Below are 26295 nucleotides of genomic sequence, written 5' to 3'. Positions count from 1 at the left end.
TCCGCCCGTGGGGGCGGTGGTCCGTCCGGCTCAGGCGGCCGGGGCGTTCACGTCCGCCGGCAGGGCCTCCCTGGCGGTGGCGACCAGCGCGTTGAACGCGGCGGGGTCGCTGACGGCCAGCTCGGCGAGCATGCGGCGGTCGACCTCGACACCAGCGGCGTGGAGGCCCTGGATGAAGCGGTTGTAGGTCATGCCCTCCGCGCGCACCGCGGCGTTGATGCGCTGGATCCACAGACGGCGGAAGTCGCCCTTGCGCGCCCGGCGGTCGCGGTAGGCGTAGGTCATCGAGTGGGTGACCTGCTCCTTCGCCTTGCGGTACAGGCGCGAGCGCTGGCCGCGGTAACCGCTGGCGCGCTCGAGGGTCGTCCGGCGCTTCTTCTGGGCGTTGACCGCCCGCTTGACGCGTGCCACGTCAGTCTCCTTCTAGGTTCGGGGCGGCGTTACTTGCCGAGCAGCTTCTTGATCTTCTTGACGTCGGCGGTCGCGACAACCTGGTCCTGCGCGAGGCGGCGGGTGCGCCGGCTCGACTTGTGCTCGAGCAGGTGACGCTTGTTGGCCTGCTCCCGCATCAGCTTGCCGCTGCCGGTCGTCCGGAAGCGCTTCTTCGCACCGGAGTGCGTCTTCATCTTCGGCATGTTCGTCCCTCGGTTGCTGCGCCTGGGCGCAGGTCTGTCCTGCCCTGGACCCGGCGGGGGCCAGGGCGTCCTTGCTGTCTTCGGTGCGCCTAGGAGGCGCTGGGCTCGGCGGCGGCCGCCTCGCCCGCGACGTCGGCGGGCGCGGGGGCCGCAGCGGCGTCGGGGCTCGCCTCCTTCGCGGCGCGCTCCTCCTCGCGCTTGCGGCGCTGCTCGCTCTTCGCCTCGGCCTTCTTCTTGTGCGGACCGATCACCATGGTCATGTTCCGCCCGTCCAGGCGCGGCGCGGACTCGACGGAGCCGAGGTCGGCCACGTCGTCGGCCAGGCGCTGCAGCAGACGCATGCCCATCTCCGGGCGCGACTGCTCGCGGCCGCGGAACATGATCATGACCTTGACCTTGTCGCCACCCTTGAGGAACCGGACGACGTGACCCTTCTTGGTCTCGTAGTCGTGCGGGTCGATCTTGAGGCGGAAGCGGATCTCCTTGAGGACCGTGTTGGCCTGATTACGACGCGCGTCGCGTGCCTTCATCGCGGACTCGTACTTGAACTTGCCGTAGTCCATGAGCTTGCACACGGGCGGATGCGCGTCGGGGGCCACCTCGACCAGGTCGAGGTCGGCCTCCTGGGCCAGGCGCAGGGCGTCCTCCACCCGGACGACGCCAACCTGCTCGCCGGCGGGTCCGACAAGACGCACCTCGGGCACGCGGATCCGGTCGTTGATGCGGGGCTCGCTGATGCTGACTCCTCTATCTCGTGTCTGCTGCGACCCTGAGACGAAGAAGGCCTCCGTCGTGCAGCGCACGCGGAGGCCTCGAGGTCGACGCGCATGCGACGCCTGACGGCGCCGCGTGCGCACGAGGGAACACCCTCGCTGACCTGACCCGGCCCCTGTCGTCCTTTCGGACTGTCGAGACCCAGGTGGGAGAATCTCCACTTGCGCACCCAGTCGTGCCGCGCGCACGGCGCAGCCGACCAGGTCGGTCGATCTGCAAGACTACCACGCATGACGCCCGAATCCACCGGGGCCCGGTGATGAGCGACGAGAGGCCGACCACACGGCTGCCCGTGCGCGGGGAGCCCGGGGACACCGCAGCGCAGGCTCCAGCGGCGGGCGACGAAGGCCTCCGTCCCGAGGCACGCCACTGGGACTCCCGCACCGCCGGCGAGCCGGGCGACGCCGTCCCACGCCCGGCCGAGGCCCCGACCTACGACCGCGTTGCAGAGCCCGCCGACCCGGGCGCCGTCGTCGTCCCGCAGCTCGCCGGCTCGCCCGGAACCGACCTCCCTCCCGGCGAGCGCCGTCGCCCCCGCCGGTGGCCCGTCGTGGTCCTGACGGTCATGCTGGTCGCGGCACTGGGCGGTGCGGTGTACCTCGGTGCGCTCGCCCGGGCGTGGTCCGACCGCGCCGAGGCCCTCGACGCCACCGCCGCCGACCTGGGCGCCCAGCTCGCCCAGGCGCAGGCGGACCTCGACCAGCGCACCACCGAGCTCGGCACGGCGCGCAGCCAGCTGCAGGCGGCGGAGGACCGCATCGTCGAGCTCGCCGACGAGAAGGCCCAGACGGGCGACGACCGGGAGATCCAGCGCCAGCTGGCCGAGTATCAGGCCCAGGTCTCGGCGGCGGCGGCGTCCGTGGCGTCGGCGCTCCAGCAGTGCGTATCCGGGCAGGAGGAGCTGATCGGGTACCTGCGCGAGCCGGACCGGTACGACCAGGCCCAGCTGCAGCAGTTCGAGGCCGACGTGACGGTGTTCTGCGACCAGGCCGTGGAGGCCAACGCCGAACTGCAGCGCGAGCTGGACCGGTGAGGGCCGGGCCGGGCGGGCGCCCGCTCGCGGGCCCGGCAGGCCGGGAGCGGCCGGCGTCCGGGATGCTCCGGCGCCACGTCGGGTCCCCGGCTCGCCGGCTGGCGTCCGCCGCGGCGCTGTGCGCGGCGCTGGCGGGCTGCGGGGTCCTGCCCCCGATGCCCGGGGAGATGCCGTCGTCCTACGTCCCGGAGGTGGCGGCGCCCCGCGTGGGCGAGAGCGGGTCGCTCACCCCGGACGGCGTGGCGGCCGCCGAGCGGATGGCGGTGCGGGTCCGCAACGTCGGGTGCGGCACGCTCTCGACCGGCTCCGGCTTCGCCCTCGACGAGCACACCGTGGTCACCAACCGGCACGTCGTCGAGGGTTCGGCCGAGCTCCAGGTGTCCACCTACGACGGCCGGGACCTCGACGTCGTCTCGGTCAGCTCCGCCCAGGTGGCCGACCTTGCGCTGGTGCGCACGACGGAGCCGCTCCCCCAGGTGCCGGGCCTCGCCGAGACGGACCCGGCCGCCGGCACGCCGGTGACCGTGGTGGGTTATCCCAGCGGGGGCCGCCTGACGACCAGCAGCGGCCACGTCCTCGACACCGTCCCGGACCCGCTCGGCACGGGCATGGGCGACGTGATCGTCACCGACGCCGAGGCGGTGCCGGGCAGCTCGGGAAGCGCGGCGCTCGACGCGGACGGGCGGGTGGTCGGGGTGGTCTACGCCGCCGACGACAACGGGCACAGCTTCCTCGTGCCGCTCAGCGTGCTCTCCGGCCTCCTGGCGGACGAGGCGGCCTTCGCGCCGCTGGAGCCCTGCGCCTGATTCCCGGGGGCCGGTCGGGCGGCACGCCGCGGCGACGAAGCCCGGCTAGGAGCGCGGGTCGGTATGGGGTTGTGATGGCGCGCCCGCGGCCATCACGAGCCGGGTGCCTGGCCGGGTTCGCCGGTCGGCATCCTCAAGCTCGGGTGTTTGGTCGTCGATGATGCCCAGCACGGCGACGTGATCCCCCAGCCTCCGTGCGACATCCTCCAGCGACAGCCCCACAAGTGAAGATCTTGCGCGTGAGACGCCATGAGCAGCGGCCGAAAGGGAAGCACGGGCCAGGGGCCCAACCCGGTGCCGCGATGACCGTGCGCTAGCACCCCCCGCGTCGGGTGGGCGCCGAAACCCATGGCCCGTGCGCCGCCCGCCCGTAGGTTGGGAGCACCGGAGGTGAGGGCGGTGTCTGAGGAGAGCACATTCATCACCGTGGCGCTTGTGCTGCTCGTCGCCGCGGCCGTCGGTGCTGTCGCCTCCCGGCTCCGCCAGCCTCTCATCGTCGCTTTCATCGCCGCCGGTGTGCTGGTGGGCCCGGCCGCGCTCGGGTGGGTAGAGGAGAGCAGCGGCGTCGTGATCCTGGCCGAACTGGGTATCGCAGTCCTCCTTTTCCTCGTGGGACTGAAGCTTGACGTCCAGCTCATCCGCACGACGGGCGCCGTCGCCGTCGTGACAGGCCTCGGCCAGGTGGTCTTCACCTCGCTGATCGGCTACTGGATCGGGATTCTCCTGGGGCTGGCGCCGCTGCCGGCGGTGTACGTAGCCGTTGCGCTGACGTTCTCCTCGACGATCATCATCGTCAAGCTTCTGTCCGACAAGCGGGAGCTCGACACGCTGCACGGCCGCATCGCTGTCGGCTTTCTCATCGTCCAGGACATTGTGGTCGTCCTCGCGATGATCGCGCTGACGGCCTTCGCCGCGGAGGACGGGCGGCCGCTGGGCCTCTCGATCGCGCTCGTCGTTGTCAAAGGTGTGCTGTTCCTGGGCTCCGTCGCTGTTGCTAGCCGGTGGGTGCTGCCGCGCCTGTTCGGGGGGCTGGCCGGGTCCCACGAGTTGCTCGTGCTCGCGGCGCTCGCCTGGGCGGTCGCGCTAGCGGCACTGGGTGATGTCCTCGGTTTCAGCCGCGAGGTGGGCGCCTTTCTAGGCGGGGTCTCGCTCGCCTCGACGCCCTACCGGGAAGCGATCGGCTCCCGCCTCGTCACGCTGCGGGACTTCCTCCTCCTCTTCTTCTTCATCGATCTCGGCTCGCGCCTCGACCTGGCGGGGACGGGCTACCAGATCGGGCCGGCACTTGTGCTCTCGGCGTTCGTCCTCATCGGCAACCCGTTCATCGTCATGGTGCTCATGGGCATCATGGGCTACCGCAAGCGCGTGGGCTTCCTCGCGGGCCTCACTGTGGCCCAGATAAGTGAGTTCTCACTCATCCTCGCAGCCCTAGGACTGACCCTCGGGCACATCGACGTCGACACCGTCGGCCTCATCACGCTCGTGGGGCTCATCACCATCGGGCTGTCGACCTACCTCATCATCTACTCTCACCCGCTCTACCGAGTGCTCGCGGACCGGCTCACGATCTTCGAGCGGCGCCACCATCTGCGGACAGAGACCACCCAACCGCCGCGGACGGCCGACGTCGTGGTCTTCGGCGGCGGGCGGCACGGCGGCCGCCTCGCGCACCAGTTGCGAGAGGCCGGCCATCACGTGCTCGTGGTGGATCACAACCCGGCCGCGCTGACGGCGCTCCACGAAGGCGACGTCGACGTACTCTACGGGGACGCCGAGGAGCCTGAACTCATCCGTGAACTGCCGTTGCGCGACGCGCGGTGCGTCGTGAGCACCATCCCGGACCGCGGCGTTGCCACCGCCCTGCTGCACTCGCTCCGCGCGGCCGGGTACGACGGGCCGGTGGTGGTGACCGCCTCCACGGAGATGGACGCCGAGCTGCTCGACGCCGCCGGTGCCCACCACGTGCTTCAACCCCACGCCGTGGCCGCCCGCGACTCGCTCGCGCTCGTCCTGAGAAACCTGGAGCGGAAGGGGTTCAGGGAGGATGGTGGAGGGGCGGACAGCTGAGCGGGCGGGCCGCGTTGGCAATGGCGCGCGCTGGCCACCCGTTACGGCAAGCTCGCCCTGACCTACCGCGGCGGCGTCATCCTGCGCGCCATCACCATCTGGGCCATGGAATCAAGAGACACGCCCTAAGCCCCGAGCCGCGGCGACGGAATTTGACTACGCCTCCCCCGCCGCGGCGACGGGATACAGCTCGAGGGAGTCGACTCGCTCACGCACGGCGGCGTCCTCCGACAGCGCGCGGCCGGCCCGCGCGACGGCGTCCTGCAGCTGCTCGGGTGTCAGCCCGGCGCGGACGGCGAGCACCACCCGCAGCTCGGCACGGCCGCCGCGCTCGAGGCGGATCCCGACCAGCCCCGTGATGCCGCGCAGCGCCGCCGTCACCAGGCCCGGCAGCTCGGGGTCCTCCCACGACGGCGTCCACGGCCGCTGCTGGGCAAGGGCCCACACGGCGGGACGGGGAACCAGGACGGCGCGCTCGGTGCCCGGGTCGAGCACCACGAGGGAGTCGGCCTCGCCCACCGCCGACAGCGCGGCGCGTGTGGCCTCCACGGGCACCGGCCGCGCGGTGCGGTCCCACGCCAGCAGCGCCTCGACGCTGGAGAAGACCGGCAGGGCGGCACGCCCGTCCGCCGTGCGCACCGACACCATGGCCGCCGAGGCCATCGCGTCGGCCGCACGGTCACCGGTGCGGAGCTTGTCGGGGTCGTGCGCGGCGACGTGGCCCTCCGCGTCCGTCCCCGGGTGCTCGTGGGCGACGACCGGGACCAGCACGCGTCCGGTGCGCAGCGCCTCGACGACGGCGCGCAGCCGCTCGGCGGGGTCGGTCTGGGCCAGTGCGGCGGCCATGGCCGGCTGCACCTTCCCGTCGTCGCCCGAGAACGGGTTGGACTTGAGGACCCGGCCGGCCCAGGGTTGCCCCGCGGAGTCGGCGGGCCCGGCGAGCGACGCCGCGGTCAGGCCCTCGGCGATGCGCAGCGGCGGACGGGCTCCCGGCGCCACCCGCTCGTGGCCGGCCAGGACGTGATGGGCGTGGTCGTGCCCGGCGCTCTCCGCGGCGTCGGCAGCACCTGCCGGGGCGCCGGCGGCACCGGTCGCGTCGTCGCCAGCCGGGGCGGCACCGGTCGCGTCGTCGGCAGCCGGGGCGGCACCGGTCGCGCCCTCACCGGTTAGGCCCCCAGCGGTCGGCCCCGCGTCGTGCACGTCCTGCCCAGGCGCGGGACGGCGTCGCCGCCAGCTCACGGCCGGCCGGCGACGTCGAGCGCCTCGGTCAGCGTGAAGGCGCCGGAGTACAGGGCCTTGCCCACGATCGCGCCCTCCACGCCGATGGCGGTGAGCTCGCGCAGTGCCTCGATGTCGTGGAGGTTGGCGATCCCCCCGGAGGCCACGACGGGGGCCTCGGTGCGGGCGCACACCTCGCGCAGCAGCTCGACGTTCGGGCCGCGCAGCGTGCCGTCCTTGGTGACGTCGGTGACGACGTAGCGGGCGCACCCGTCCGCCTCGAGGCGGGCCAGCACCTCCCACAGGTCGCCGCCCTCGCGGGTCCAGCCCCGTGCGGCCAGCGTGGTGCCGCGCACGTCCAGGCCCACCGCGACCCGGTCGCCGTGCTCGGCGATGACCTTGGACGTCCACTCGGGATTCTCCAGGGCCGCCGTGCCGAGGTTCACCCGGCGGGCGCCCGAGCCGAGGGCCCGCTCGAGGGACCCGTCGTCCCGGATGCCGCCGGAGAGCTCGACCTTGACGTCCAGCTCGGAGACGATCCGCGCGAGCAGGTCGTGGTTGCTGCCGCGGCCGAAGGCGGCGTCGAGGTCGACGAGGTGGATCCACTCGGCGCCCTCCTCGGCCCAGGCCCGGGCGGCCTCCGCCGGGTCGCCGTAGGCGGTCTCCGAACCGGCCTCCCCCTGGAAGAGCCGGACGGCCTGACCGTTCACGACGTCGACGGCGGGCAGCAGCTCCAGGCGCGGTGTGCTCATGCGGTGTGTACTTCTCTCTCTTCTCGACGTTGGCTCGGCCGGTGGGCGGGTGGCGGCCCGGCCGTCAGTCCAGGGACGTGACCCAGTTGCGCAGCAGCTGCGCGCCGGCGTCGCCCGACTTCTCGGGGTGAAACTGGGTTGCGGACAGCGCGCCGTTCTCCACGGCCGCCACGAACCGGGAGCCGTGCTCGGCCCAGGTGACCAGCGGCTCGCGCAGCGGGGTGTCGCCGCGCAGCGCCTCGGCCGGGTCCGTCTGGACGCCGTAGGAGTGCACGAAGTAGAACCGCTCGTCCTCGATGCCCTCGAAGAGCACGGTGCCCTCCGGCGCCTCGACCGGGGACCAGCCCATGTGCGGGACGACGTCGGCCTTGAGCCGCTCGACCTCGCCGGGCCACTGGTCCAGGCCGGCGGTGGTGACGCCGTGCTCGGTGCCCTTCGTGAACATGATCTGCAGGCCGACGCAGATGCCCAGCACCGGGCGGCCACCGGCGAGGCGGCGCTCGATCAGGCGGTCGCCGCCCACCCCGCGCAGCTGCTCCATGACGGCGGCGAAGGCGCCGACGCCCGGGACGACCAGACCGTCCGCGGCGGCGACGGCGTCGGCGTCGGCGGTCAGCTCGACGTCCGCACCGACCCGCTCGAGGGCGCGCACGGCGGAGCGCACGTTGCCCGAGCCATAGTCCAGGACGACCACACGGGTCATGGCTTCCTCCTTCGCAGGCCCCGACCGAACATCCGCGCGGCCTTCCATCTCGGCAGCTTCCCGGTGCGCTCGTGACCGCGCACGTCCTCCGGGCGGACGCGGCCGAGCACGAGGTCCTCCACCACCTGGTCCGCGCTGGCGAGGATCAGGCCGGCCGGCACGTCGCCGTCGGACTCCCCGCCGGTGTAGCGCCGGGCGTGGACCTGGCCCGAGAGCCCGGACTCGATCCCGACGTCGGTGGCGAGCTCCGCGGTCAGCAGCAGGACCCCGGCGCGCAGGAGCTTCGAGAGGGTGACGGCCAGCTCCTCCGCCTCGGGCGGCACGCTGGCTCCGCCGTCGGCGCCCATGAGCTCGGAGATGTCCCACTCGTCGGTGGGCGCCTTCGGGGCGATCTGGAGCACGGCGATGGCGCCGGACCCGGAGGGCACCACGTCGACGTCGATCCCGCTCATGGCGCACAGCCCCGCGAGGGCGGAGGCCGACGCGACGGGGGTGAGGACGAGGGCGATGGAGCCCGGGCGCTCCCGAGCGGCACCGGGGCCGGCTGGCTCGGGCGCCGGGGAGCCGGCGGCGTCCGACGAGCCGGCGGCGTCGGACGAGCCGGGCTCGGTGGTCTCCTCCACCGCGCCGAGCGCGGCGAGCATGCGCTCGACCTCCTCCTCGGTCAACGGTGCGTCCCCGGGCGCGGGCTCGCTCCCCCGCCGGGAGACGCCGCTACCCCGGGTGGCGTCGTCGTCCTCGTTCCCCGCGCCTCTGCTGCCGCCCACGGTGCCGCCGCTGCCCCGGGCGGGGTCGCCGCCGGCGGCGGTGTCGTCCCGGCCGGCTGCGGCGTCCGCCGGCGGCACGTCGTCCGGCTCCGGCCGGTCGTCGTTGGTGGTCACAGTGCTCCCTTGGTGGAGGGCACGCCCTCCACCCGCGGGTCCAGGGCGACGGCGGCGCGCAGCGCGCGTGCCAGGGCCTTGAACTGGGCCTCGACGATGTGGTGCGGGTCGCGACCGGCGAGGACGCGCACGTGCAGGCAGATGTCGGCGTGGTGCGCGATCGACTCGAGGACGTGCCGGGTCAGGGAGCCGGTGAAGTGGCCGCCGATGAGGTGGTACTCCTGCCCCGCGGGCTCACCGGTGTGGACGAGGTAGGGCCGGCCGGACACGTCGACGACGGCCTGGGCCAGCGCCTCGTCCAGCGGCACCAGCGCGTCGCCGAAGCGGGCGATCCCACGCTTGTCGCCGAGCGCCTGCCGCAGCGCCTCGCCGAGCGAGATCGCGACGTCCTCGACGGTGTGGTGCACGTCGATGTGGGTGTCACCGGTGGCGTGCACGCGTAGGTCGATCAGCGAGTGCTTGCCGAGGGCGGTGAGCATGTGGTCGTAGAAGGGCACCGAGGTGGAGATGTCAGTGCGGCCCGTGCCGTCGAGGTTGACCTCCACGAGGACGTCGGACTCCGACGTCTTGCGCGCCACACGAGCCGTGCGCGCGTTCGCGGGCCGCTCGGCCACCTTCGTGTCCACGCCCTGCTGCGTCACCAGCCCAGCACCTCCTCCAGGGCCGCCTTGAAGGCGGCCGTCTCCTGCGGCGTCCCGACGGACACCCGCAGCCAGCCCTCGGGCCCGACCTCACGGATCAGTACGCCGCGTTCCAGCAGACCATTCCACACCTGGTGGCGGTCGTCGAACAGCCCGAACAGCACGAAGTTGGCGTCCGACTCTGCCACGCGGAGCCCGTGGCCGCGCAGCCAGTCCACCAGAGCGTCGCGTTCCGCGCGGAGGGACGCCACCTGGCTCATGAGCTCTGCGCGGTGCCGCAGCGCGGCCAGCGCGGCCGCCTGGGTCACGGCCGAGAGGTGGTAGGGCAGGCGCACGACCCGCAGGTAGTCGATCAGCTCGCGCGCGGCGGCCAGGTACCCGAGCCGGAGACCGGCCATGCCGAAGGCCTTCGACATCGTCCGGGAGACGGCCAGGTGCGGGTACCGGTCGAGCACGGTGAGCGCGCTGGGCGTGCCCTCGCGGCGGAACTCCCCGTAGGCCTCGTCCACGACGACGACGGACGCCGTCGGCGCGCCGTCGGGCCCCGTCGGCCCCGACTCGGCCGCGGCCTCGCAGACCGCCTCGATGGTGGCGAGGTCCAGCGCGGTGCCGGTGGGGTTGTTCGGGCTGGCGAGCAGGATCACCGCTGGGCGGTGCTCGGCGATCTGTGCCCGGACGTGGTCGACGTCCAGCGTGAAGTCCTGCTCCCGGCGGCCCGTGACCCACCCCGTGAGGGTGTCGCGCGCGTACTCGGGGTACATGGAGTACGTCGGCGCGAACGACAGGACGGTCCGGCCCGTGCCGCCGAAGGCCTGGAGCAGGTGCAGCATGACCTCGTTGGAACCGTTGGCGGCCCAGATCTGCTCCGGCCGCAAGCTCACCCCGGACTCGGCGCGCAGGTACTCCGCGAGCTCGGAGCGCAGCTCGGCGAAGTCGCGGTCCGGGTAGCGGTTCAGCCCGTGCGCCGCCTTGGCGACGGCGTCGGCGATGTCGGCCACGACAGCGTCGGACGGCGGATAGGGGTTCTCGTTGACGTTCAGCAGCACCGGGACGTCGAGCTGCGGGGCACCGTAGGGCTCCAGGCCCTCCAGGCCGGCGCGCAGCGGGAGGCGCACACGGTCGCCGGTGGCCTCGGTGGTGGGAGGGAGGGTCACAGGGCGAGTCTAGGCGGCGCCGCACGGCGCGAGGATCTCGGCCAGTGCGCGGACGGCTGTACCCCTCCAGAGCAGGTGGCGAGCACGTGGTGCTCGCCGCCTGCCCGTGGTGGCGTGGATCCCGCCGGCGGCGGTTGTCGGGCAGCCCGCGGAGCGCGGCGGCCGTCGTTCGGTCTGGCTAGAAGGGGGGTGGGTCGTCGGGCGGGTCGCGGTCGGGCGGGGTGTTTGCTGGCGGGTCACGGTCGGGCGGAGTTGGCGGGGGTGGGGCGCCCGGTGGGGTGGGCGGTGGTGAGGTGTAGGTGTGGCCGGTGGGGGCGGTCCAGCGGATGTGGCCGCGGGGGTCGCGCACGGCGGTCCAGTACTTGGTGGTCTTGAGGTTGTGGTGGCGCCGGCACAGGGCCTGCAGCCGGGTGGTCGTGGTCTGGGCGAGGCGCTCGGCCAGGGCGGGGTCGTAGGCGCTGATGTGGTCCAGGTCGGCCTTCCAGGCCGGTTGGCGGCAGCCGGGGAAGGTGCAGACCACGTCGCGGGCGATGACCTGGCGGGTCAGGTTCGTCCCGGGCCGGTAGCCCTTGGTGCCCAGGGCGGCGAAGTGGCCGGCGGCGTCGGTGAACAGCCCGCGCCAGGTGGCGTCGGCGGCGATGGCGCGGGCGAGGTCGGCGGGGATGGGCCCGTAGCCGCCGAGCTCGGCGACGCCCTCGTCCAGGCCGAGCAGGGTGGTGGCGGCGATGGTGACCTGGATGTGCGGCTTGGTGCCGTGGAAGGTGGGCAGCTCCGCGCCGGTGAGGTCCACGCCGCGGGCCAGGGTGGTGGTGACCAGGTCGGTCAGGGCGTCGGCGCGGCGCTGGTCCAGGGTGCGCGGGTCGGCCGGGCCCTTGGCGGCGGCGGCCAGGGCGTCGAGCAGGACCCGGGTGGCCTCGGCGTGGTCGGCACGGACCAGGGCCACGACCCAGGCCATGGCGTCCCCGGCGGGGGTGATGCTCACGTGCCGGTCGGCGAAGGCCTTCGCCCGCCGCTTCGCCCCGGCGGCGGGCCCGCCGGTGGTCAGCGCGGCCCTGCGCAGCCGGGCCCGCAGCTGCGGGCCGGTCAGGTCCTCCACCACCTCCACCACCGGCCCCAGGCCTCCGGCCCCGGACTCGGCGCCGGTGCCCGCCTCGCCGTTCGCCGCGCCCTCAGCACCGTCCGCCGCGCCCTCAGCGCCATCCCCCGCGCCCTCAGCGCCATCCGCCGCGTCGCCGGTGCCGGGGGTGGTGTCGGGTGTGGGGGTGAGCAGGTCGGCCAGGACGCGGCGCTGCTCGGGCACGCTCAGCCCGGCCTCGGTGGCGGCGAGGACCTCGGCCTTGCGCTTGTCGATCCGCCCGGCCGTGAGGGCGTCGGCGACCTCGGGGTAGAGGTCCAGGGCCGAGGCGAAGCCGAGCTTGGCCTCGGCGCCGTGGTGGGTGATGCCCAGGCGGGCGGCGATCTCCGCGGCCGCGCTGGCCGCGCCGGCGGTGGACGGCCCGCGCCGGTCGGTCAGCTCCAGCACCGCCCGGGCCTGCTGCGAGGCCGCCCAGGACGCCAGCCGCTCCCACCCGGCGATCGCCTCGACCACCGTCGCGTCATCGGCGTCCGCCAGGGCCAACCCGGCCAGGGCCCGGGCCAGCGGCCAGCCCGGCGCCCGGTGCTCCAGCGCCACCGCCCGCGCCGAGGAGATCCCGTACCGCGAGACCAGCCGCGGGGCGTACTCCACCACCACCCGCCCGGCCTCGGCCTCCTTGGCGGTGCGCCACGGGAAGTCATACGCCAGGTCGATCGCCGCGGCCGCCGCGGGCGTGCGGGACAGCGCCCGCTCAAGCACCGAGACGGCGCCCACCGCGCCGTCCTCGCCGCCCGGCGGAAGCCCCGCCACGTCCTCCTCGACCATGACCCCACGCTAAGAGCCACCACTGACATTCCGGGATCACGGCTGTCGCGCGCCTCTGCACACCCCCGGCTCCGGCGTCACCGCCGTGTGAGAGCGTGGAGGCCGACGAGAGGACCACCATGAGCGATCAGCACCACGCCGTCGCGCCGACCACCGCCACGCCCGGCGTCGACGTGCGCACTCAGGGCGACGCGACCGCACCGGGCGGCGACGTGCGCACTCAGGGCGACGCGACCGCACCGGGCGCCGACGTGCGCCCCCACGGCGAGGCGGCTCTGCCGGACGGTGCGCTCCGGGTCCAGGCCGAGGCCGCCCTGCGGGCGCTGGTGGGCCGAGATGACGCCCGCCTCCGCGAGGACCAGTGGACGGCGATCGAGGCGCTCGTCGCGGGTCGCCGGCGCGCGCTGGTCGTGGAGCGCACCGGCTGGGGGAAGTCCGCCGTCTACTTCGTCGCCACCGCCCTGCTGCGCGCCGGGGCGGCCGGCCGACCGCCGTCGGGCCCGACGGTGATCATCTCGCCCCTCCTGGCGTTGATGCGGGACCAGATCGGCGCCGCCGCACGCGCCGGCATCAGGGCGGTCACCATCAACTCGTCGAACGTCACCGAGTGGGACGAGATACACGCCGCCATCGCCGCCGGCGAGGTCGACGTGCTGCTGTGCTCGCCGGAGCGGCTCAACAACCCGGGCTTCCGCGACGAGGTGCTGCCGCGCCTGGCCGCGAGCGCCGGCCTCGTGGTCGTCGACGAGGCGCACTGCATCTCCGACTGGGGCCATGACTTCCGCCCGGACTACCGCCGCATCAAGACCCTCCTCGGCGAGCTTCCAGACGGCATTCCCGTGCTCGCGACCACCGCGACGGCCAACGCCCGCGTGAGCGCCGACGTCGCCGAGCAGCTCGGCGTCGGCCGGGCCGAGGCGGGCGTGCTGGTGCTCCGCGGGTCTCTTGACCGCCCCTCCCTCCACATGGGTGTGCTGCGGCTGCCCGACCAGCCCAGCCGCATCGCGTGGCTGTCGCGCGAGCTGAGCCGCTACGAGGGCTCCGGCATCATCTACACCCTCACCGTCGCCGCCGCACAGCAGGTCGCGGAGCAGCTCCGCGCCGCGGGGCACGAGGTCCGCCCCTACACCGGCCAGACCGACACCGCGGAACGCGAGCAGCTCGAGGCGGACCTGAAGGAGAACCGGGTCAAGGCGCTCGTCGCGACGTCGGCGCTCGGCATGGGCTTCGACAAGCCGGACCTCGCCTTCGTCATCCACCTGGGGGCCCCGTCCTCCCCCATCGCCTACTACCAGCAGGTCGGCCGTGCCGGACGCGGCGTCGCCCGGGCGGACGTGGTCCTCCTGCCCGGCCAGGAGGACCGGGACATCTGGGACTACTTCGGCTCCCTCGCCTTCCCCGCCGAAAGGTCCGTCCGCGAGGCGCTGGCCGCGCTGGCCGAGGGCGGGACGATGTCCACCGCGAAGCTGGAGACGCAGGTGGACCTGCGGCGCAACCGGCTCGAGACGATGCTCAAGGTGCTCGACGTCGACGGCGCGGTGCGCCGGGTGCGCGGCGGCTGGGAGGCGACAGGCCAGGCCTGGACCTATGACGCCGAGCGGTACGCCCGGGTCGCGGCAACCCGCGAGGCCGAGCAGCAGGCCATGCTCGGCTACGAGCAGCTGCCCGCCGGCTCGTGCCGCATGGCGTACCTGCGCGCCCAGCTCGACGACCCCGAGCTCACCGACGGATGGCGCTGCGGCCGCTGCGACCTGTGCGGCGGCATGACGCTCGAGGGATCGGTCGACGGCGCCGCCGTGCGGCAGGCACGAGCCGCCCTGGACCGGCCGGGCATCGAGATCACCCCACGGCGCCAGTGGCCCACCGGAATGGACGCTCTCGGCCTGGACCTGCGCGGGAAGATTCCCGACGCCGAGCGCGCCGAGCCGGGTCGGGCCCTCGCACGACTGGACGGGCTGGGATGGTCGGTCGCTCTGCGTGAGCTCTTCGAGCCGGGCCACGATGGGGGCGCACCGGCGGCCGAGGAGTCTCGGGACGGCACCCGGTCGGTCACGGACCCCGCCGGCTCAGCAGAGCCCGGGGCAGACGTGGCGACAGCTGGGCGCGGACCGGAAGCACCCGGGCGCGGCACGGCCGGGTCCCGGGCCGGGACGAGCACGGCCGAGGCAGTGCGCGGGCACGACGGCCTCCTTCCGGCCGCCCTTCGCCAGCCCGTGCAGCAGGTGCTCGAGGAGTGGACGGGCTCGCTCCGGCGCGGCGACGGGACGGCAGGCGTGGACGGCGTCATCGTCATCGGTTCCGCGACCCGGCCGCAGCTGGTGACCCATCTCGCCCGCGGCGTGGCGCACATCCTGCGTGCGCCGGTCGTCGGGGAGGTGTCGCCGGCCCCGGACCGGGCGGCCGGGCGGCACGACGTCAACTCGGCCCAGCGGCTGGCGGGCGTCCAACGACGGCTGCACCTCGGCCTCAGCGAGGCGGCACTGGCCGGGCTGCCCGGGCGGACCGTCGTCCTCGTGGACGACTACACCGACTCCGGCTGGACGCTCGCTGTCGCCGCCCGGATGCTGCGTCAGGCCGGCGCGGCCGCCGTGCACCCGTTCGTGCTCGCGCAGCGCTGAGGTCCTGGGAAGCAAGGCTCGGCCCCGGGACCTGGCGCGCCGGCGTCAGAACCTCGCGTTGACCGCCTCGGCGTGGGCCGGCAGGTCCTCGGAGGTGGCCAGGGCTGTCAGCGGGGCGGCAAGCCCCTTCAGGGCGGTCTCGCCGTACTCGATGACCTGCACGGAGCGGATGAAAGCGGTGACGTTGAGACCGCTGGCGAAGCGGGCCGTGCCGCCGGTCGGCAGCACGTGGTTCGAGCCGGCGAGGTAGTCCCCGAGCGGGACCGGGGAGTACGGGCCGACGAAGATCGCCCCGGCGTTGCGGATCCGTCCGGCGACCGCCGCCGCGTCCGCCGTCTGGATCTCCAGGTGCTCGGCGCCGTAGGCGTCGGCGACGGCCACGGCCTGGTCCATGTCCGAGACGAGCACCGTCCCGGACTGCGGCCCCGCCAGCGCGGTCCGCATGCGCTCGGCGTGCTTGGTGGCCGGCACGCGGCGCGCGATCTCCGCGTCGACGGCGTCGGCGAGCTCGGTCGAGTCGGTGATGAGCACGGAGGCCGCGGCGGGGTCGTGCTCCGCCTGGGACATCAGGTCGACGGCGACGAACGCCGGGTTGGCGCCGCCGTCCGCCAGCACCGCAATCTCGGTGGTGCCGGCCTCGGCGTCGATGCCCACCGTCCCCATCACGGCCCGCTTGGCGGCGGCGACGTATATGTTGCCCGGGCCGGTGACGACGTCGACCGGCTCGCACAGCTCCTCGCCGGCCAGGCCGGCCGCGGCGGCGTCCGCCCGGTCGGTGTCGTTCTCGGCGCGGGCGCCGTAGGCGAACATGGCCACCGCCTGGGCGCCGCCGACCGCGTAGACCTCGCCGACCCCGAGGAGCGCGCAGGCCGCCAGGATCACCGGGTGGGGCAGCCCGCCGAAGTCCTTCTGGGGCGGGCTCGCGATGGCCAGCTGCTCCACGCCCGCGACCTGCGCGGCGACGGCGTTCATCACCACGCTGGAGGGGTAGACGGCGAGCCCACCGGGTACGTAGAGACCTACCCGGCGCACCGGTACCCAGCGCTGGCGGACCACACCGCCGTCCGCGATCTCGGTGCTGGTCTCGCGCGGGAGCTGCGCGGTGTGCCCCTTGCGGTTGTGCTCGATGGAGATCTCCAGCGCCTCCCGCACGGCGGGGTCGAGCTGCTCGAGCGCCTCGGCGATGACCGCGGCCGGGACCCGCAGGTGCTCCGGGCGCACGCCGTCGAAGCGCTCCCCCAGGTCCCGCAGCGCCGCTGCGCCGCGGGCGCGAACGTCCTCGAGCACCGGCCTGATCTGCGCCATCGCGCCCTCGACGTCGAGCGCCGCGCGCGGGAGCACGGCGGCGAGCTCGGCGGCGGACAGGGTCTGACCACGCAGGTCGATGCGCTTGAGCATGGCCTCGATCCTAACGGCGCCAGCCCTGGGCTCCTGGGGACCTCCCGGCACACGGAGGGGGCCCGCGTGCCGCCTCCACGGCCAGGAGGGCGGACGATGGGCTCATGACCACGGACGACTACATCCCCACCGTTCCCACCACCGGCACCATCCGCCTCGGGCAGTTCCTCAAGCTGGCGAACCTGGCCGAGTCGGGCGCCCATGCTCGTGACCTCATCGCCGACGGCGAGGTGAGCGTCGACGGCGCCGTGGAGACGCGCCGGGGCCGCCAGCTCTCTCACGGCATGGTCGTGGCGGTGGAGACGCCGACGGGGACGGTGTCAGCGCGCGTCGGGTGACGCCGGGCGCTCCTCGGCGGTGACCAGGCGGGCGGGTGTCAAGACGGGCAAGCGAGCGAGACGCGCGCGCTGGTACGCCTGCCCCGACGGGCTGGAGCGCATCCCGGCGGCCGATCCATACGCACCCACGTCGAGGATCTTTTCCGTTGTGCAGAACGGTCCGCCCTGTTATTGCCCGTGCCGGAAGGCACGCCTAAGGTCTTCGGCAAATGTGCTGGCGGTCACCCCGCCTGTCCCGCTCGCAGGAGAGACACCCATGGCGACGATGCCCGTACGAACGCTGCCCACAGAACCCCCGCCCTCGACCGAGCGCACCCCCGGTCCCCGCGCCCTCGCCGCGGTGCTCGTGGCGTGGCTCTTCGTCGTCTTCGACGGCTACGACCTGATCGTCTACGGCACCGTCCAGGCCCGGCTGCGCGAGGAGTGGGGGCTGGACAGCGCACAGGCGGGCACGGTCGGTTCCGTGGCCTTCCTCGGCATGATGCTCGGCGCCCTGGGGGCAGGCCGGCTCGCCGACCACATCGGCCGCAAGCGGACCATCATCGGGTCGGCCGTGGTTCTCTCGATCTTCACCGCGCTCTGCGCGCTCGCCCCGGACCCGATCACCTTCGGCGCACTGCGCTTCCTCGCCGGCCTGGGGCTCGGCGGCCTCGTTCCGAGTGCGAACGCGCTGGCCGCGGACCTGGTGCCGACGCGCTGGCGCGCGGCCACCGCGACGGTGATGATGTCTGGCGTCCCGATCGGCGGCTCCCTCGCCGCGCTGCTGGGCATCCCGGTGATCCCCGCGTTCGGGTGGCGGCCGATGTTCGCCGTCGCGCTCGTCGCGCTCCTGGTGCTCGTGCCGCTGGCGATCAAGGTCCTCCCGTCCGACGCCGGGCATGCCCGCACCCACGCGGACCCCCCGCATCGGCCTGGCTTCGGCACGATCCTCCGGCCGCCGTTCCTGCTCGTCACGGTCCTGTTCGCCCTGACCACCGTGGTGACGCTGATGGCTTGGTACGGCCTCGGCACGTGGCTGCCGAACCTCATGGAGATCGCGGGCTACGACCTCGGCTCCTCGCTCATGTTCGCCCTCGCCCTCAACCTCGGCGCGGTAGCCGGCTCGGTGGTGACCGCGTGGGCGGGCGACCGGTTCGGGACCGTCCCCACCGGTGTGGTCGCCGCCGGCCTGGCGGGCGTCTCGCTCCTGCTCCTCGTCACCCAGCCGCCGGTCGGAGCCGTCTACCTGATCCTCGTCCTGGCGGGCGTCGGCACGCACGGCACGCAGGCCCTCATCATCGCCGCCATCGCCACCTACTACCCCGCCAACCTGCGCGGGACGGCCCTCGGCTTCGGGCTCGGCATGGGCCGCGTCGGCGCCGTGGCCGCCCCGCAGGTCGGCGGGCTGCTCCTCGCCGCGGGGCTCGGCGTGGGCTCGAACTTCGTCCTGTTCGGTGCCTGCGCCGTGCTCTCCGCACTCCTGCTCACCGCCATCTGGCGCCGTTTCGGCGTCACGCACGACGCGGACGCGCGCACCGCAACGCCGACGGCTCAGTGACCGAGCAGGCTGGCCGGTCTCGCACACCGGCCAGCCCTCAGGACCGCGGGCCGTCGCGGCGCCGGGCGCCCCGACAGAGCGGCCGGTGCGAACGACAGCCCGCAAGCCGCGATCGGCAGCGCACACGGCAGCTCGACCGGACTGGAAGCAGGAGACGACCGGCCATCTGCCCGAACGTGCTCAGTGCACCATGCAGCTCGGCCCGAGCAGCGCCTTGAGGTCACCGAACAGCGCCGAGCTCGGCGCCACCCGCAGGTTGTCCGCAAGCTTCATGACAGTGGCGCGGCCGGGGCTGGTCAGGCGCAGCCGGACCTCCGACGAGCCCGGGTGGTTGGCCAGGACGACCCGGAGCTGCTCCACCACGGGCCCGGTGCACCGGTTCGCGGCGACGGTCAGGCTCACTGGCCCGTCCTCGGCGTCGGAGACGTCGGGGAGCGTCATCTCCTGGGCGTAGATGGTCGGGATGTCGTCGCGCCGGTTGAGCCGGCCGCGGACCGTCACAATGGTGTCCTCCGCCAGCGCGGTGGAGACAGTGGCGAAGGTCTGCGGGAAGAACAGCACCTCGATGGAACCGGTCATGTCCTCGACGGTCGCGATGGCCCACGGGTTGCCGTTCTTGGTCATCTTCCGCTGCAGCGAGGTCACCAGGCCGGCGATGTGCACGCTCGAGCCGTCCGGCCGTGCGTCGTCCTCCAGCAACGACGCGACCTGGGTGTCCGCCGCCCGCTGCAGCACGTGCTCCAGGCCGGCGAGCGGGTGGTCGGAGACGTACAGCCCCAGCATCTGCCGCTCGAACGCGAGCTTCTGCTTCTTGTCCCACTCGGGCAGGTCCGGGATCTCCACGCTGAACCCCGCCCCGGCCCCGCCGTCGTCCCCGCCGAGGGCCGCGAAGAGGTCGAACTGGCCCACGGCCTCGTTGCGCTTGACGTCGACGACGGCGTCGACGGCCTCCTCGTGCCGCGCCACCAGCGCGCGCCGGGTGTGCCCGAGCGTGTCGAACGCGCCTGCCTTGACGAGCGACTCGATGGTGCGCTTGTTGCAGACGACGACCGGGACCTTGTCGAGGAAGTCGTTGAACGAGGTGAACGCGCCCCTCTCCTCGCGGGTGTCGAGGATCGCCTGCACCACGTTGGCGCCGACGTTGCGGATACCGGCCAGGCCGAAGCGGATCTCGTTGCCCACGGGGGTGAAGTTGGCCGCGGAGGTGTTGACGTCCGGCGGCAGGACCGTGATGCCCATGTGGCGGCACTCGGCGAGGTACATGCCGAGCTTGTCCTTGTTGTCCTGCGTCGAGGTGAGCAGCGCCGCCATGTACTCGACCGGGTAGTTGGCCTTGAGGTACGCGGTCCAGAACGAGACGACGCCGTAGGCGGCCGAGTGCGCCTTGTTGAAGGCGTAGTCGGAGAAGGGCAGCAGGATGTCCCAGAGCGTCTTGACGGCTTCCTTGGAGTAGCCGCGCTCGAGCATGCCAGCCTCGAAGCCGGCGTACTGCTTGTCCAGCTCCGACTTCTTCTTCTTGCCCATCGCGCGGCGCAGCAGGTCGGCCTGGCCGAGCGTGAAGCCCGCCACCTTCTGCGCGATGGCCATGACCTGCTCCTGGTAGACGATCAGGCCGTAGGTCGTGCCCAGGATGTCCTTGAGCGGCTCCTCGAGCTCGGGGTGGATCGGCTCGATCTTCTGCTGGCCGTTCTTGCGCAGCGCGTAGTTCGTGTGGGAGTTCGCACCCATCGGGCCCGGGCGGTACAGGGCGCCGACGGCGGAGATGTCCTCGAAGTTGTCGGGGCGCATGAGTCGCAGCAGCGTCCGCATGCCGCCGCCGTCGAGCTGGAACACGCCGAGCGTCTCGCCGCGTGCGAGCAGGTCGTACGTCTTGGGGTCGTCGAGCCCCAGCCGCTCGAGGTCGACCGGGTCCTTGTCGTTGGCGACGATGTTGTCGAGCGCGTCGCCGATGACGGTGAGGTTGCGCAGGCCCAGGAAGTCCATCTTCAGCAGGCCGAGGCCCTCGCAGGTCGGGTAGTCGAACTGCGTGATGATGGCGCCGTCCTGAGGGCGGCGCATGATCGGGATGATGTCGATCAGCGGGTGCGAGGACATGATGACGGCGCAGGCGTGCACGCCCCACTGCCGCTTGATGCCCTCCAGGCCCTGCGCCGTCGCGACGATCTTCTGCGCCTCAGGGTCGGCGTTGTAGACCTGGCGGAACTCCTCCGCCTCGGCGTACCGCTTGTCGCTGGGGTCGAAGATCCCGTGCAGGGTGATGTCCTTGCCCATCACCGACGGCGGCATCGCCTTGGTGAGCTTCTCCCCCATCGCGTAGGGGTAGCCCAGCACGCGGGAGGAGTCCTTCAGCGCCTGCTTGGCCTTGATGGTGCCGTAGGTGACCACCTGCGCCACGCGGTCGTCGCCGTACTTCTTGGTGACGTAGTCGATGACCTCCCCGCGCCGGCGCTCGTCGAAGTCGACGTCGAAGTCGGGCATGGACACACGGTCCGGGTTCAGGAACCGCTCGAAGATCAGGCCGTGGGCGAGCGGGTTGAGGTCGGTGATGCGCATCGCGTAGGCCACCATCGACCCGGCCCCGGAGCCACGGCCCGGGCCCACACGGATACCCCTCGACTTGGCCCACTTGATGTAGTCGGCGACGACGAGGAAGTACCCCGGGAAGCCCATCTGGGTGATGATGCCGACCTCGTACTCGGCCTGCTTGCGCACGTCGTCCGGGATGCCGTCCGGGAACCGGTAGTGCAGCCCGGCCTCGACCTCCTTGACGAACCAGGAGTGCTCGTCCTCCCCCGGCGGGACGTCGAAGCGCGGCATGTAGTTCGCGCCGTCGTTGGTGGTGCGGAACGAGACGTCGCACTGCTCGGCGACCAGGAGGGTGTTGTCGCACGCCTCGGGGTAGTCCCGCCAGACCTCGCGCATCTCGGCGCCGGATCGGACGTAGTACGTGTCGCCGGTGAACTTGAACCGGTTGGGGTCGGCGAGGACCGAGCCGGAGTTGATGCACAGCAACGCGTCGTGCGTGGTGGCGTCCTCGGCCTTGACGTAGTGGGAGTCGTTCGTCGCCAGCAGCGGCGCGCCGATGTCCTTGGACAGCCGCAGCAGGTCCGGGATCACCCGGGACTCGAGGTCGAGACCGTGCTGCATCAGCTCGACGTAGTAGTTCTCCTTGCCGAAGATGTCCTGGAACTCCCCGGCCGCCCGGCGGGCCTCCTCGTACTGGCCCAGACGGATGCGCGTCTGCACCTCGCCGGAGGGGCAGCCGGTGGTGGCGATGAGCCCCTTCCCGTAGGTGGTGAGCAGCTCGCGGTCCATGCGCGGGGCCTTGCCCATCTGCCCGTCCAGCGAGGCGAGGGAGGCCATGCGGAAGAGGTTGTGCATGCCCTCGGTGGTGCGCGCGAGCATCGTCATGTGCGTGTAGGAGCCGCGGGCCGAGACGTCGTCGTCGGCCTGGGACTCGTCGCCCCAGCGCACGCGGGTCTTGTCCGCCCGGGCGGTGCCCGGGGTGAGGTACGCCTCGACTCCGATGATGGGCTTCACGCCGGCGCTGCGGGCCCTGGCCCAGAAGTCGTACGCGCCGAACATGTAGCCGTGGTCGGTCATGGCGATGGCCTTCTGACCGAGCCGGTTCACCTCGGCGAACAGCGGGTCCAGCTTGGCGGCGCCGTCGAGCATCGAGTACTCGGTATGCACGTGGAGGTGGACGAAATCTTCAGATCCTCCGGCTGCCATGCGGGTCAGTCTAGGTGGCCCCGCAGACACTCCCGGGACGCCCCGCGCGTGTCCCGAGCGGCACACGCCACACGGGCGCGGCTGTCGGTCGGGCCCGGCGGCGGGCGTCTCAGGAGCTGATGCGGTGCGCCATGTCCCGGTGCCAGATGCCGGCGTCGAGGTAGCGCCGCCCGTCGAGAAGCTCGTAGCCGAGCCGCCGGTAGAACCCCGTCGCATGCTCCTGGGCGGAGAGGACCACCGTGACCGCCAGGGCCTCGTCCCCGGCTCCCGGCCGGCTCGCCGCCACCCCGTGCTCGGCGAGCGCGAGGCCCTCGAGGGCGACGACGAGCCGGGCGCCCACGCCGCGGCCGCGCGCGGCCGCCCGCACCGCCAGTCGGCCGAGATGGACCTCGCCGGCGTGTGCCGGGTCCGTGAGGAGGCGGCCGGTGCCGAGCACCGCGCCCGTGGCGGTGTCGACGGCGAGGACGTGCGTGGTCGTCTCCGCGGTGTCGAGGTCGTCGACCTCCTCCTCGGCGGGCACGTGCTGCTCGTCGACGAAGACCTCCATCCGCACGGCCCAGGCCTGCTCGAGCTGTTCGCGGCGCGTCACCCGGACGACGGCGAGCCCTCCGGCGCCGTCGCCGACCGGCCCGCCGTCAAGGTCCTCGGCCCATCCCGCGACGCCGTGTGTCCGCGCCATCAGCGGCCCCCGTCCCGCATCGTCTCGAGCGCCGCCGCGAGGTCCTCGGGGTAGGGGCTCGTCACCTGGATCCACTGACCCGTGGTGGGGTGCTCGAACCCGAGGCGGACCGCGTGCAACCACTGCCGGGACAGGCTCAGGCGGGCGGCGAGCCTGGGGTCCGCGCCGTAGGTGACGTCGCCGACGCAGGGGTGCCGCACCGCCGCCATGTGCGCGCGGATCTGGTGGGTACGGCCAGTCTCCAGGTGGATCTCGAGCAGTGACGCGCCGGGCATGGCCTCGACGGTCTCGTAGTGCGTGACCGACTCCTTGCCGCCGGCGACGACCGCCATCTTGTAGTCCAGGCTCGGGTGGCGGCCGATCGGCGCGTCGATGGTTCCCGCGGAGGGGTCCGGGTGCCCCTGGACGAGCGCGTGATAGACCTTCTCCACCGTGCGCTCCTTGAACGCGCGCTTGAGCGCGGTGTAGGCGCGCTCGGAGCGGGCGACCACCATCAGCCCGGAGGTGCCGACGTCGAGCCGATGCACGATCCCCTGCCGCTCGGCCGCCCCCGACGTGGAGATGCGGTGCCCCGCCGCGGCAAGCGCGCCGATGACGGTCGGGCCGTCCCAGCCGGGGCTCGGATGGGCCGCCACGCCGACGGGCTTGTCGACGACCACCACGTCGTCGTCCTCGTACCGGATCTCCATGCCCTCCACGGGCACGGGGACCGGCTCGGCGGCGGGCACGGCGTCGGGCAGCGTGACCTCCAGCCAGCCGTCGGCGACCAGCCGGTCGGACTTGCCGAGCGTGCGCCCGTCGAGCGTCACGTGGCCGCCGGTCGCCAGCTCCGCGGCGCGGCTCCGGGACAGCCCGAGCAGCCGTGCCAGGGCGGCGTCGACCCGCTCGCCCACCAGTCCGTCCGGCACCGGGAGCGAACGGACCTCAGGCATCCCGCTCCTCCCCCGCGCCGACCGTCCCGGCCGCGCCGGTGGTCTCGGACGCGCCGGCCGCCACGGGCGCGCCAGCGGTCTCGGACGCGCCGGCCGCCGCGGCCGCACCAGCGGTCTCGGACGCGCCGGCCGCCACGACCTCCCCCGCGAGCGTGCCGTCGACCTCGCGTCCGCGCAGCGCCAGGATGCCGATGAGCACCGCCGCCCCCACGATCGCGATGTCCGCGACGTTCCCGACGAAGTACCCGCCGTAGTTGATGAAGTCGACAACGTGCCCGACGGCGAAGCCGGGCTCACGGAAGAGCCGGTCGTAGAGGTTGCCGAGCAGGCCGCCCAGCAGCAGACCGAGCGCGGCCGCCCACCCGACCGATCCCAGCCGGCGCGCCACCCGCAGGATCACGACGAGCACCACGAGCGAGATGAGCGTGAAGATCCAGGTCATGCCGGTGGCGAAGGAGAACGCCGCGCCCGGGTTGTAGATCAGCTGGAGGCCGAGGAGGTCGCCCAGCAACGGCGTCACGACGCCGGGCTCGAGCCGCTCCTCGGCGAGGAGCTTCGTGACCTGGTCGACGACGGCGACGACCGCCGTCAGGCCGAGCAGGAGCCCGACGAGGCGGCGCCGCCGCCGCGCGTCCGCGGGAACCCGGACGGGGGCGTCCGTGGGGGTCGCGACCTCGGCGTCGCCCTGGCCGGCCGGGGCGGGGACGCCGCCGTCGGCCGCCGCGGCGCCGGCACCGCCGTCCTCCTGCGGGCCCCCCGGGCGCGGGCGGTCGGCCGTGGGGTCAGTTTCCGGGTGCTGCACGGCCGGTGCGGCCCTGAGGTGCTCGTCGTCCATCCCGAGAAGTCTCGCACGTACGACGACGGCGACGGCCCCGGGGGGTCGTCGCCGTCGTGTCGGTGCTGGGCTCAGATGGCCTCGGCCTTGGCACCGCCCTCGACGTTCGCCAGCAGCGACTCGAGGTAGCTCTTGAGGCGGGTGCGGTAGTCGCGCTCGAAGGTGCGCAGCTCGTCGATCTTGCGCTCCAGGAGGGACCGCTCCTGCTCGAGCTGGGTCAGGGTCCGGTTGTGCTGGTCCTCGGCCTCCTTGACGATCCGCTGCCCCTCGGCCTGCGCCTCGGCGATGATGCGGTCGCCCTCCTCCTTGCCGTTGCGCACGTACTCGTCGTGCAGGCGCTGGGCCAGGGCGAGCATGCCGGTGGCCGACTCGGGCTCGGAGGTGCCGCCCTGGGCGGGGGCGGCGTACGCGGGCTGGGCCGGCGCGGGCTGCTGCTTCGGCGCCTCGACGACGGGCTCGGGCTCGGCGGCGGCGCGGGCCTCGGCGCCTTCGCCGCGGCTCAGCTCGGCGACGCGACGCTCAGCGGCGGCCAGCTTGGCCTTGAGCTCCTCGTTCTCGCCGGTCACCACGCGCAACGTGTTGACCACCTCGTCGAGGAAGTCGTCGACCTCGTCCTGGTCGTAGCCCTCACGGAACTTCGTGGGCTGGAACTTCTTGTTGAGGACGTCGTCTGCCGTGAGCAGCGCCATAGTCGTCACCTCGGTGTCGTGTCGTTCGGTCATGAGCCTTCGATGCCGCTGCTCACGGGTGCAACCGTAGCGGACCTTCGAAGGGGGGTGCCGGGACTGACACTAGTCGTCACTCCAGTCACAGAGAAAACGCGAGCATGCGGATGAGCGTCCTGGCGATCAGGACGCCGAGGAACAGCACCATGAAGGCCAGGTCGATCGCGACCGGGCCGATGCGCAGCGGCGGGATGAGACGCCGGAGGTAGCGCAGCGGCGGGTCGGTCAGGCCGTAGAGGAAGTTCGCGAGCACGAGGACGACGCCCGTGGGGCGCCAGCTCCGGGCGAACACCTGGATCCAGTCGATCACGAGCCGTCCGATGAGGACGTACACGTAGAGCAGCAGGATCCAGTCGACGATGCCGAGGATGAGGCTCAAGTCTCAGCTCTGGTTGAAGAGGCGGCCGGGGATGCGGTCGCCGTCGGGGCGGTTGGAGTCCACCTCGACGGTGGCCGGAGAGAGCAGGAACACGCGGTTGGTGACCCGCTCGATGGCGCCGTGCAGGCCGAAGACGAGCCCGGCGGAGAAGTCCACCATGCGCTTGGCCTCCGACTCGCTCATGCCTGTGAGGTTCATGATCACCGGGGTGCCGTCGCGGAACGCCTCGCCGATGACCCGGGCCTCGTTGTAGGTCGCGGGGTGCACGGTCACGATGCGGCGAAGGTCCTCCACGGCGGCGGGCTCCTCGGTGTGAAAGGCGGCCACGCGCGAGATCGGCGTGACCTCGGCGGTGTGCTCGACCCGCTCGCGGGGCTCGGGCCGCTCCGGCCTGGAGTCCTCGTCGGCCGGACCCTCGGGCGCGTCGTCGTAGAGCTCGTCGTCCGGCTCCGCCAGGGACAGGTACTCCATCATCTTGCGCATGGTTCCGGCCATCGCTGCTCCTCGTTGCTCATCCGCCGGCCGGGCGCGTGCTCACGCAGGCCGCTGTGCCCGACG

General features: G+C 73.1%; 24 protein-coding genes. 6 read left to right on the top strand and 18 right to left on the bottom strand.

Features of this window, described 5'->3' with window-relative positions:
* Positions 1-30: 30 nt before the first annotated feature.
* The 3 genes from rplT to infC all read right to left on the bottom strand — a co-directional run bounded on the left by rplT (position 31) and on the right by infC (position 1438).
* Complete coding sequence (gene rplT, locus ACF0H8_RS08570) at positions 31-411, bottom strand: 50S ribosomal protein L20 (protein ID WP_395288525.1); 381 nt, start codon at positions 409-411, stop codon at positions 31-33.
* A gap of 29 nt (positions 412-440) precedes the next feature.
* Entirely contained in the window at positions 441-635 is a 195-nt protein-coding gene (gene rpmI / locus ACF0H8_RS08565) for a 50S ribosomal protein L35 (RefSeq protein ID WP_395288524.1), read from the bottom strand.
* 89 nt (positions 636-724) lie between these two features.
* Complete coding sequence (infC, locus tag ACF0H8_RS08560) at positions 725-1438, bottom strand: translation initiation factor IF-3 (protein ID WP_395288523.1); 714 nt, start codon at positions 1436-1438, stop codon at positions 725-727.
* Between the two features lie 230 nt (positions 1439-1668).
* On the opposite strand from infC, the gene ACF0H8_RS08555 reads away from it, so the two are divergent.
* The 3 genes from ACF0H8_RS08555 (at position 1669) to ACF0H8_RS08545 (ending at position 5315) form a co-directional block, all read left to right on the top strand.
* Positions 1669-2442: a hypothetical protein gene (locus ACF0H8_RS08555; protein WP_395288522.1), complete on the top strand. Its 774-nt coding sequence runs from the start codon at positions 1669-1671 to the stop codon at positions 2440-2442.
* Complete coding sequence (locus tag ACF0H8_RS08550) at positions 2439-3248, top strand: serine protease (RefSeq protein WP_395288521.1); 810 nt, start codon at positions 2439-2441, stop codon at positions 3246-3248. The genes ACF0H8_RS08555 and ACF0H8_RS08550 overlap by 4 nt, the downstream gene beginning before the upstream one ends.
* A gap of 399 nt (positions 3249-3647) precedes the next feature.
* Positions 3648-5315 (top strand): cation:proton antiporter, encoded by a 1668-nt coding sequence (locus tag ACF0H8_RS08545; RefSeq protein ID WP_395288520.1) that lies wholly within the window; start codon positions 3648-3650, stop codon positions 5313-5315.
* 156 nt (positions 5316-5471) lie between these two features.
* Here the strand turns inward: ACF0H8_RS08545 and ACF0H8_RS08540 are convergent, their stop codons facing one another.
* The 7 genes from ACF0H8_RS08540 to ACF0H8_RS08510 form a co-directional block, all read right to left on the bottom strand.
* Positions 5472-6515 (bottom strand): SseB family protein, encoded by a 1044-nt coding sequence (locus ACF0H8_RS08540; protein ID WP_395288519.1) that lies wholly within the window; start codon positions 6513-6515, stop codon positions 5472-5474.
* A gap of 35 nt (positions 6516-6550) precedes the next feature.
* Positions 6551-7285 (bottom strand): bifunctional 1-(5-phosphoribosyl)-5-((5-phosphoribosylamino)methylideneamino)imidazole-4-carboxamide isomerase/phosphoribosylanthranilate isomerase PriA, encoded by a 735-nt coding sequence (gene priA / locus ACF0H8_RS08535; RefSeq protein WP_395288518.1) that lies wholly within the window; start codon positions 7283-7285, stop codon positions 6551-6553.
* A 64-nt stretch (positions 7286-7349) separates the two neighbouring features.
* The gene (gene hisH / locus ACF0H8_RS08530) at positions 7350-8036 is read right to left on the bottom strand and encodes an imidazole glycerol phosphate synthase subunit HisH (RefSeq protein ID WP_395288517.1); all 687 of its coding nucleotides are present in this window, start codon (positions 8034-8036) and stop codon (positions 7350-7352) included.
* Complete coding sequence (locus ACF0H8_RS08525) at positions 7985-8869, bottom strand: hypothetical protein (RefSeq protein WP_395288516.1); 885 nt, start codon at positions 8867-8869, stop codon at positions 7985-7987. The genes hisH and ACF0H8_RS08525 overlap by 52 nt, the downstream gene beginning before the upstream one ends.
* Positions 8866-9510 carry an imidazoleglycerol-phosphate dehydratase HisB gene (hisB, locus tag ACF0H8_RS08520; protein WP_395288515.1) on the bottom strand — a complete coding sequence of 215 codons (645 nt, stop codon included), beginning with the start codon at positions 9508-9510 and terminating at the stop codon, positions 8866-8868. Before hisB ends, ACF0H8_RS08525 begins: the two co-directional genes overlap by 4 nt.
* Entirely contained in the window at positions 9507-10664 is a 1158-nt protein-coding gene (locus tag ACF0H8_RS08515) for a histidinol-phosphate transaminase (protein WP_395288514.1), read from the bottom strand. The genes hisB and ACF0H8_RS08515 overlap by 4 nt, the downstream gene beginning before the upstream one ends.
* A gap of 178 nt (positions 10665-10842) precedes the next feature.
* Complete coding sequence (locus ACF0H8_RS08510) at positions 10843-12564, bottom strand: DUF222 domain-containing protein (RefSeq protein WP_395288513.1); 1722 nt, start codon at positions 12562-12564, stop codon at positions 10843-10845.
* Between the two features lie 119 nt (positions 12565-12683).
* Between ACF0H8_RS08510 and ACF0H8_RS08505 the strand changes: the two genes are divergently transcribed.
* Entirely contained in the window at positions 12684-15182 is a 2499-nt protein-coding gene (locus tag ACF0H8_RS08505; RefSeq protein WP_395288512.1) for a RecQ family ATP-dependent DNA helicase, read from the top strand.
* Positions 15183-15227: 45 nt separating this feature from the next.
* Here the strand turns inward: ACF0H8_RS08505 and hisD are convergent, their stop codons facing one another.
* Positions 15228-16580: a histidinol dehydrogenase gene (gene hisD, locus ACF0H8_RS08500; protein ID WP_395288511.1), complete on the bottom strand. Its 1353-nt coding sequence runs from the start codon at positions 16578-16580 to the stop codon at positions 15228-15230.
* A 104-nt stretch (positions 16581-16684) separates the two neighbouring features.
* Here hisD and ACF0H8_RS08495 point away from each other — a divergent pair, with 104 nt between their 5' ends.
* Both ACF0H8_RS08495 and ACF0H8_RS08490 read left to right on the top strand, forming a co-directional pair.
* Positions 16685-16918, top strand: coding sequence for an RNA-binding S4 domain-containing protein (locus ACF0H8_RS08495; RefSeq protein WP_395288510.1), 234 nt, complete (start codon positions 16685-16687; stop codon positions 16916-16918).
* A gap of 256 nt (positions 16919-17174) precedes the next feature.
* On the top strand, positions 17175-18455 hold the full coding sequence (locus ACF0H8_RS08490; protein WP_395288509.1) for an MFS transporter: 1281 nt from the start codon (positions 17175-17177) through the stop codon (positions 18453-18455).
* Positions 18456-18635: 180 nt separating this feature from the next.
* On the opposite strand, the gene dnaE is transcribed toward ACF0H8_RS08490, so the two are convergent.
* The 7 genes from dnaE to ACF0H8_RS08455 form a co-directional block, all read right to left on the bottom strand.
* Positions 18636-22187 (bottom strand): DNA polymerase III subunit alpha, encoded by a 3552-nt coding sequence (gene dnaE, locus ACF0H8_RS08485; protein ID WP_395288508.1) that lies wholly within the window; start codon positions 22185-22187, stop codon positions 18636-18638.
* A 109-nt stretch (positions 22188-22296) separates the two neighbouring features.
* Entirely contained in the window at positions 22297-22866 is a 570-nt protein-coding gene (locus ACF0H8_RS08480; protein ID WP_395288507.1) for a GNAT family N-acetyltransferase, read from the bottom strand.
* Positions 22866-23798: an RluA family pseudouridine synthase gene (locus tag ACF0H8_RS08475; RefSeq protein ID WP_395288506.1), complete on the bottom strand. Its 933-nt coding sequence runs from the start codon at positions 23796-23798 to the stop codon at positions 22866-22868. Before ACF0H8_RS08475 ends, ACF0H8_RS08480 begins: the two co-directional genes overlap by 1 nt.
* Positions 23791-24633, bottom strand: coding sequence for a signal peptidase II (locus tag ACF0H8_RS08470; RefSeq protein ID WP_395288505.1), 843 nt, complete (start codon positions 24631-24633; stop codon positions 23791-23793). The genes ACF0H8_RS08475 and ACF0H8_RS08470 overlap by 8 nt, the downstream gene beginning before the upstream one ends.
* 71 nt (positions 24634-24704) lie before the next feature.
* Complete coding sequence (locus ACF0H8_RS08465) at positions 24705-25322, bottom strand: DivIVA domain-containing protein (RefSeq protein WP_395290844.1); 618 nt, start codon at positions 25320-25322, stop codon at positions 24705-24707.
* Between the two features lie 118 nt (positions 25323-25440).
* Entirely contained in the window at positions 25441-25737 is a 297-nt protein-coding gene (locus ACF0H8_RS08460) for a YggT family protein (protein WP_395288504.1), read from the bottom strand.
* A 3-nt stretch (positions 25738-25740) separates the two neighbouring features.
* Positions 25741-26232 carry a cell division protein SepF gene (locus ACF0H8_RS08455; protein ID WP_395288503.1) on the bottom strand — a complete coding sequence of 164 codons (492 nt, stop codon included), beginning with the start codon at positions 26230-26232 and terminating at the stop codon, positions 25741-25743.
* Positions 26233-26295: the final 63 nt, after the last annotated feature.

It is taken from the genome of Georgenia sp. AZ-5 (assembly GCF_043952095.1).
Lineage (GTDB): Bacteria > Actinomycetota > Actinomycetes > Actinomycetales > Actinomycetaceae > Georgenia.
This window is presented reverse-complemented; position numbering and strand designations above follow the sequence as displayed.

What these genes read in the sequence shown, in the direction of transcription:
- ACF0H8_RS08495 (WP_395288510.1), top strand. Translation starts at nt 16,685, where the DNA reads ATGACCACGGACGACTACATCCCCACCGTTCCCACCACCGGCACCATC.
- dnaE (WP_395288508.1), bottom strand. Translation starts at nt 22,187, where the DNA reads ATGGCAGCCGGAGGATCTGAAGATTTCGTCCACCTCCACGTGCATACC.
- ACF0H8_RS08475 (WP_395288506.1), bottom strand. Translation starts at nt 23,798, where the DNA reads ATGCCTGAGGTCCGTTCGCTCCCGGTGCCGGACGGACTGGTGGGCGAG.
- ACF0H8_RS08470 (WP_395288505.1), bottom strand. Translation starts at nt 24,633, where the DNA reads ATGGACGACGAGCACCTCAGGGCCGCACCGGCCGTGCAGCACCCGGAA.
- ACF0H8_RS08480 (WP_395288507.1), bottom strand. Translation starts at nt 22,866, where the DNA reads ATGGCGCGGACACACGGCGTCGCGGGATGGGCCGAGGACCTTGACGGC.
- priA (WP_395288518.1), bottom strand. Translation starts at nt 7,285, where the DNA reads ATGAGCACACCGCGCCTGGAGCTGCTGCCCGCCGTCGACGTCGTGAAC.
- hisD (WP_395288511.1), bottom strand. Translation starts at nt 16,580, where the DNA reads ATGCTCAAGCGCATCGACCTGCGTGGTCAGACCCTGTCCGCCGCCGAG.
- ACF0H8_RS08455 (WP_395288503.1), bottom strand. Translation starts at nt 26,232, where the DNA reads ATGGCCGGAACCATGCGCAAGATGATGGAGTACCTGTCCCTGGCGGAG.
- hisH (WP_395288517.1), bottom strand. Translation starts at nt 8,036, where the DNA reads ATGGAAGGCCGCGCGGATGTTCGGTCGGGGCCTGCGAAGGAGGAAGCC.
- rpmI (WP_395288524.1), bottom strand. Translation starts at nt 635, where the DNA reads ATGCCGAAGATGAAGACGCACTCCGGTGCGAAGAAGCGCTTCCGGACG.
- ACF0H8_RS08465 (WP_395290844.1), bottom strand. Translation starts at nt 25,322, where the DNA reads ATGGCGCTGCTCACGGCAGACGACGTCCTCAACAAGAAGTTCCAGCCC.
- ACF0H8_RS08505 (WP_395288512.1), top strand. Translation starts at nt 12,684, where the DNA reads ATGAGCGATCAGCACCACGCCGTCGCGCCGACCACCGCCACGCCCGGC.
- ACF0H8_RS08510 (WP_395288513.1), bottom strand. Translation starts at nt 12,564, where the DNA reads ATGGTCGAGGAGGACGTGGCGGGGCTTCCGCCGGGCGGCGAGGACGGC.
- ACF0H8_RS08555 (WP_395288522.1), top strand. Translation starts at nt 1,669, where the DNA reads ATGAGCGACGAGAGGCCGACCACACGGCTGCCCGTGCGCGGGGAGCCC.
- ACF0H8_RS08490 (WP_395288509.1), top strand. Translation starts at nt 17,175, where the DNA reads ATGGCGACGATGCCCGTACGAACGCTGCCCACAGAACCCCCGCCCTCG.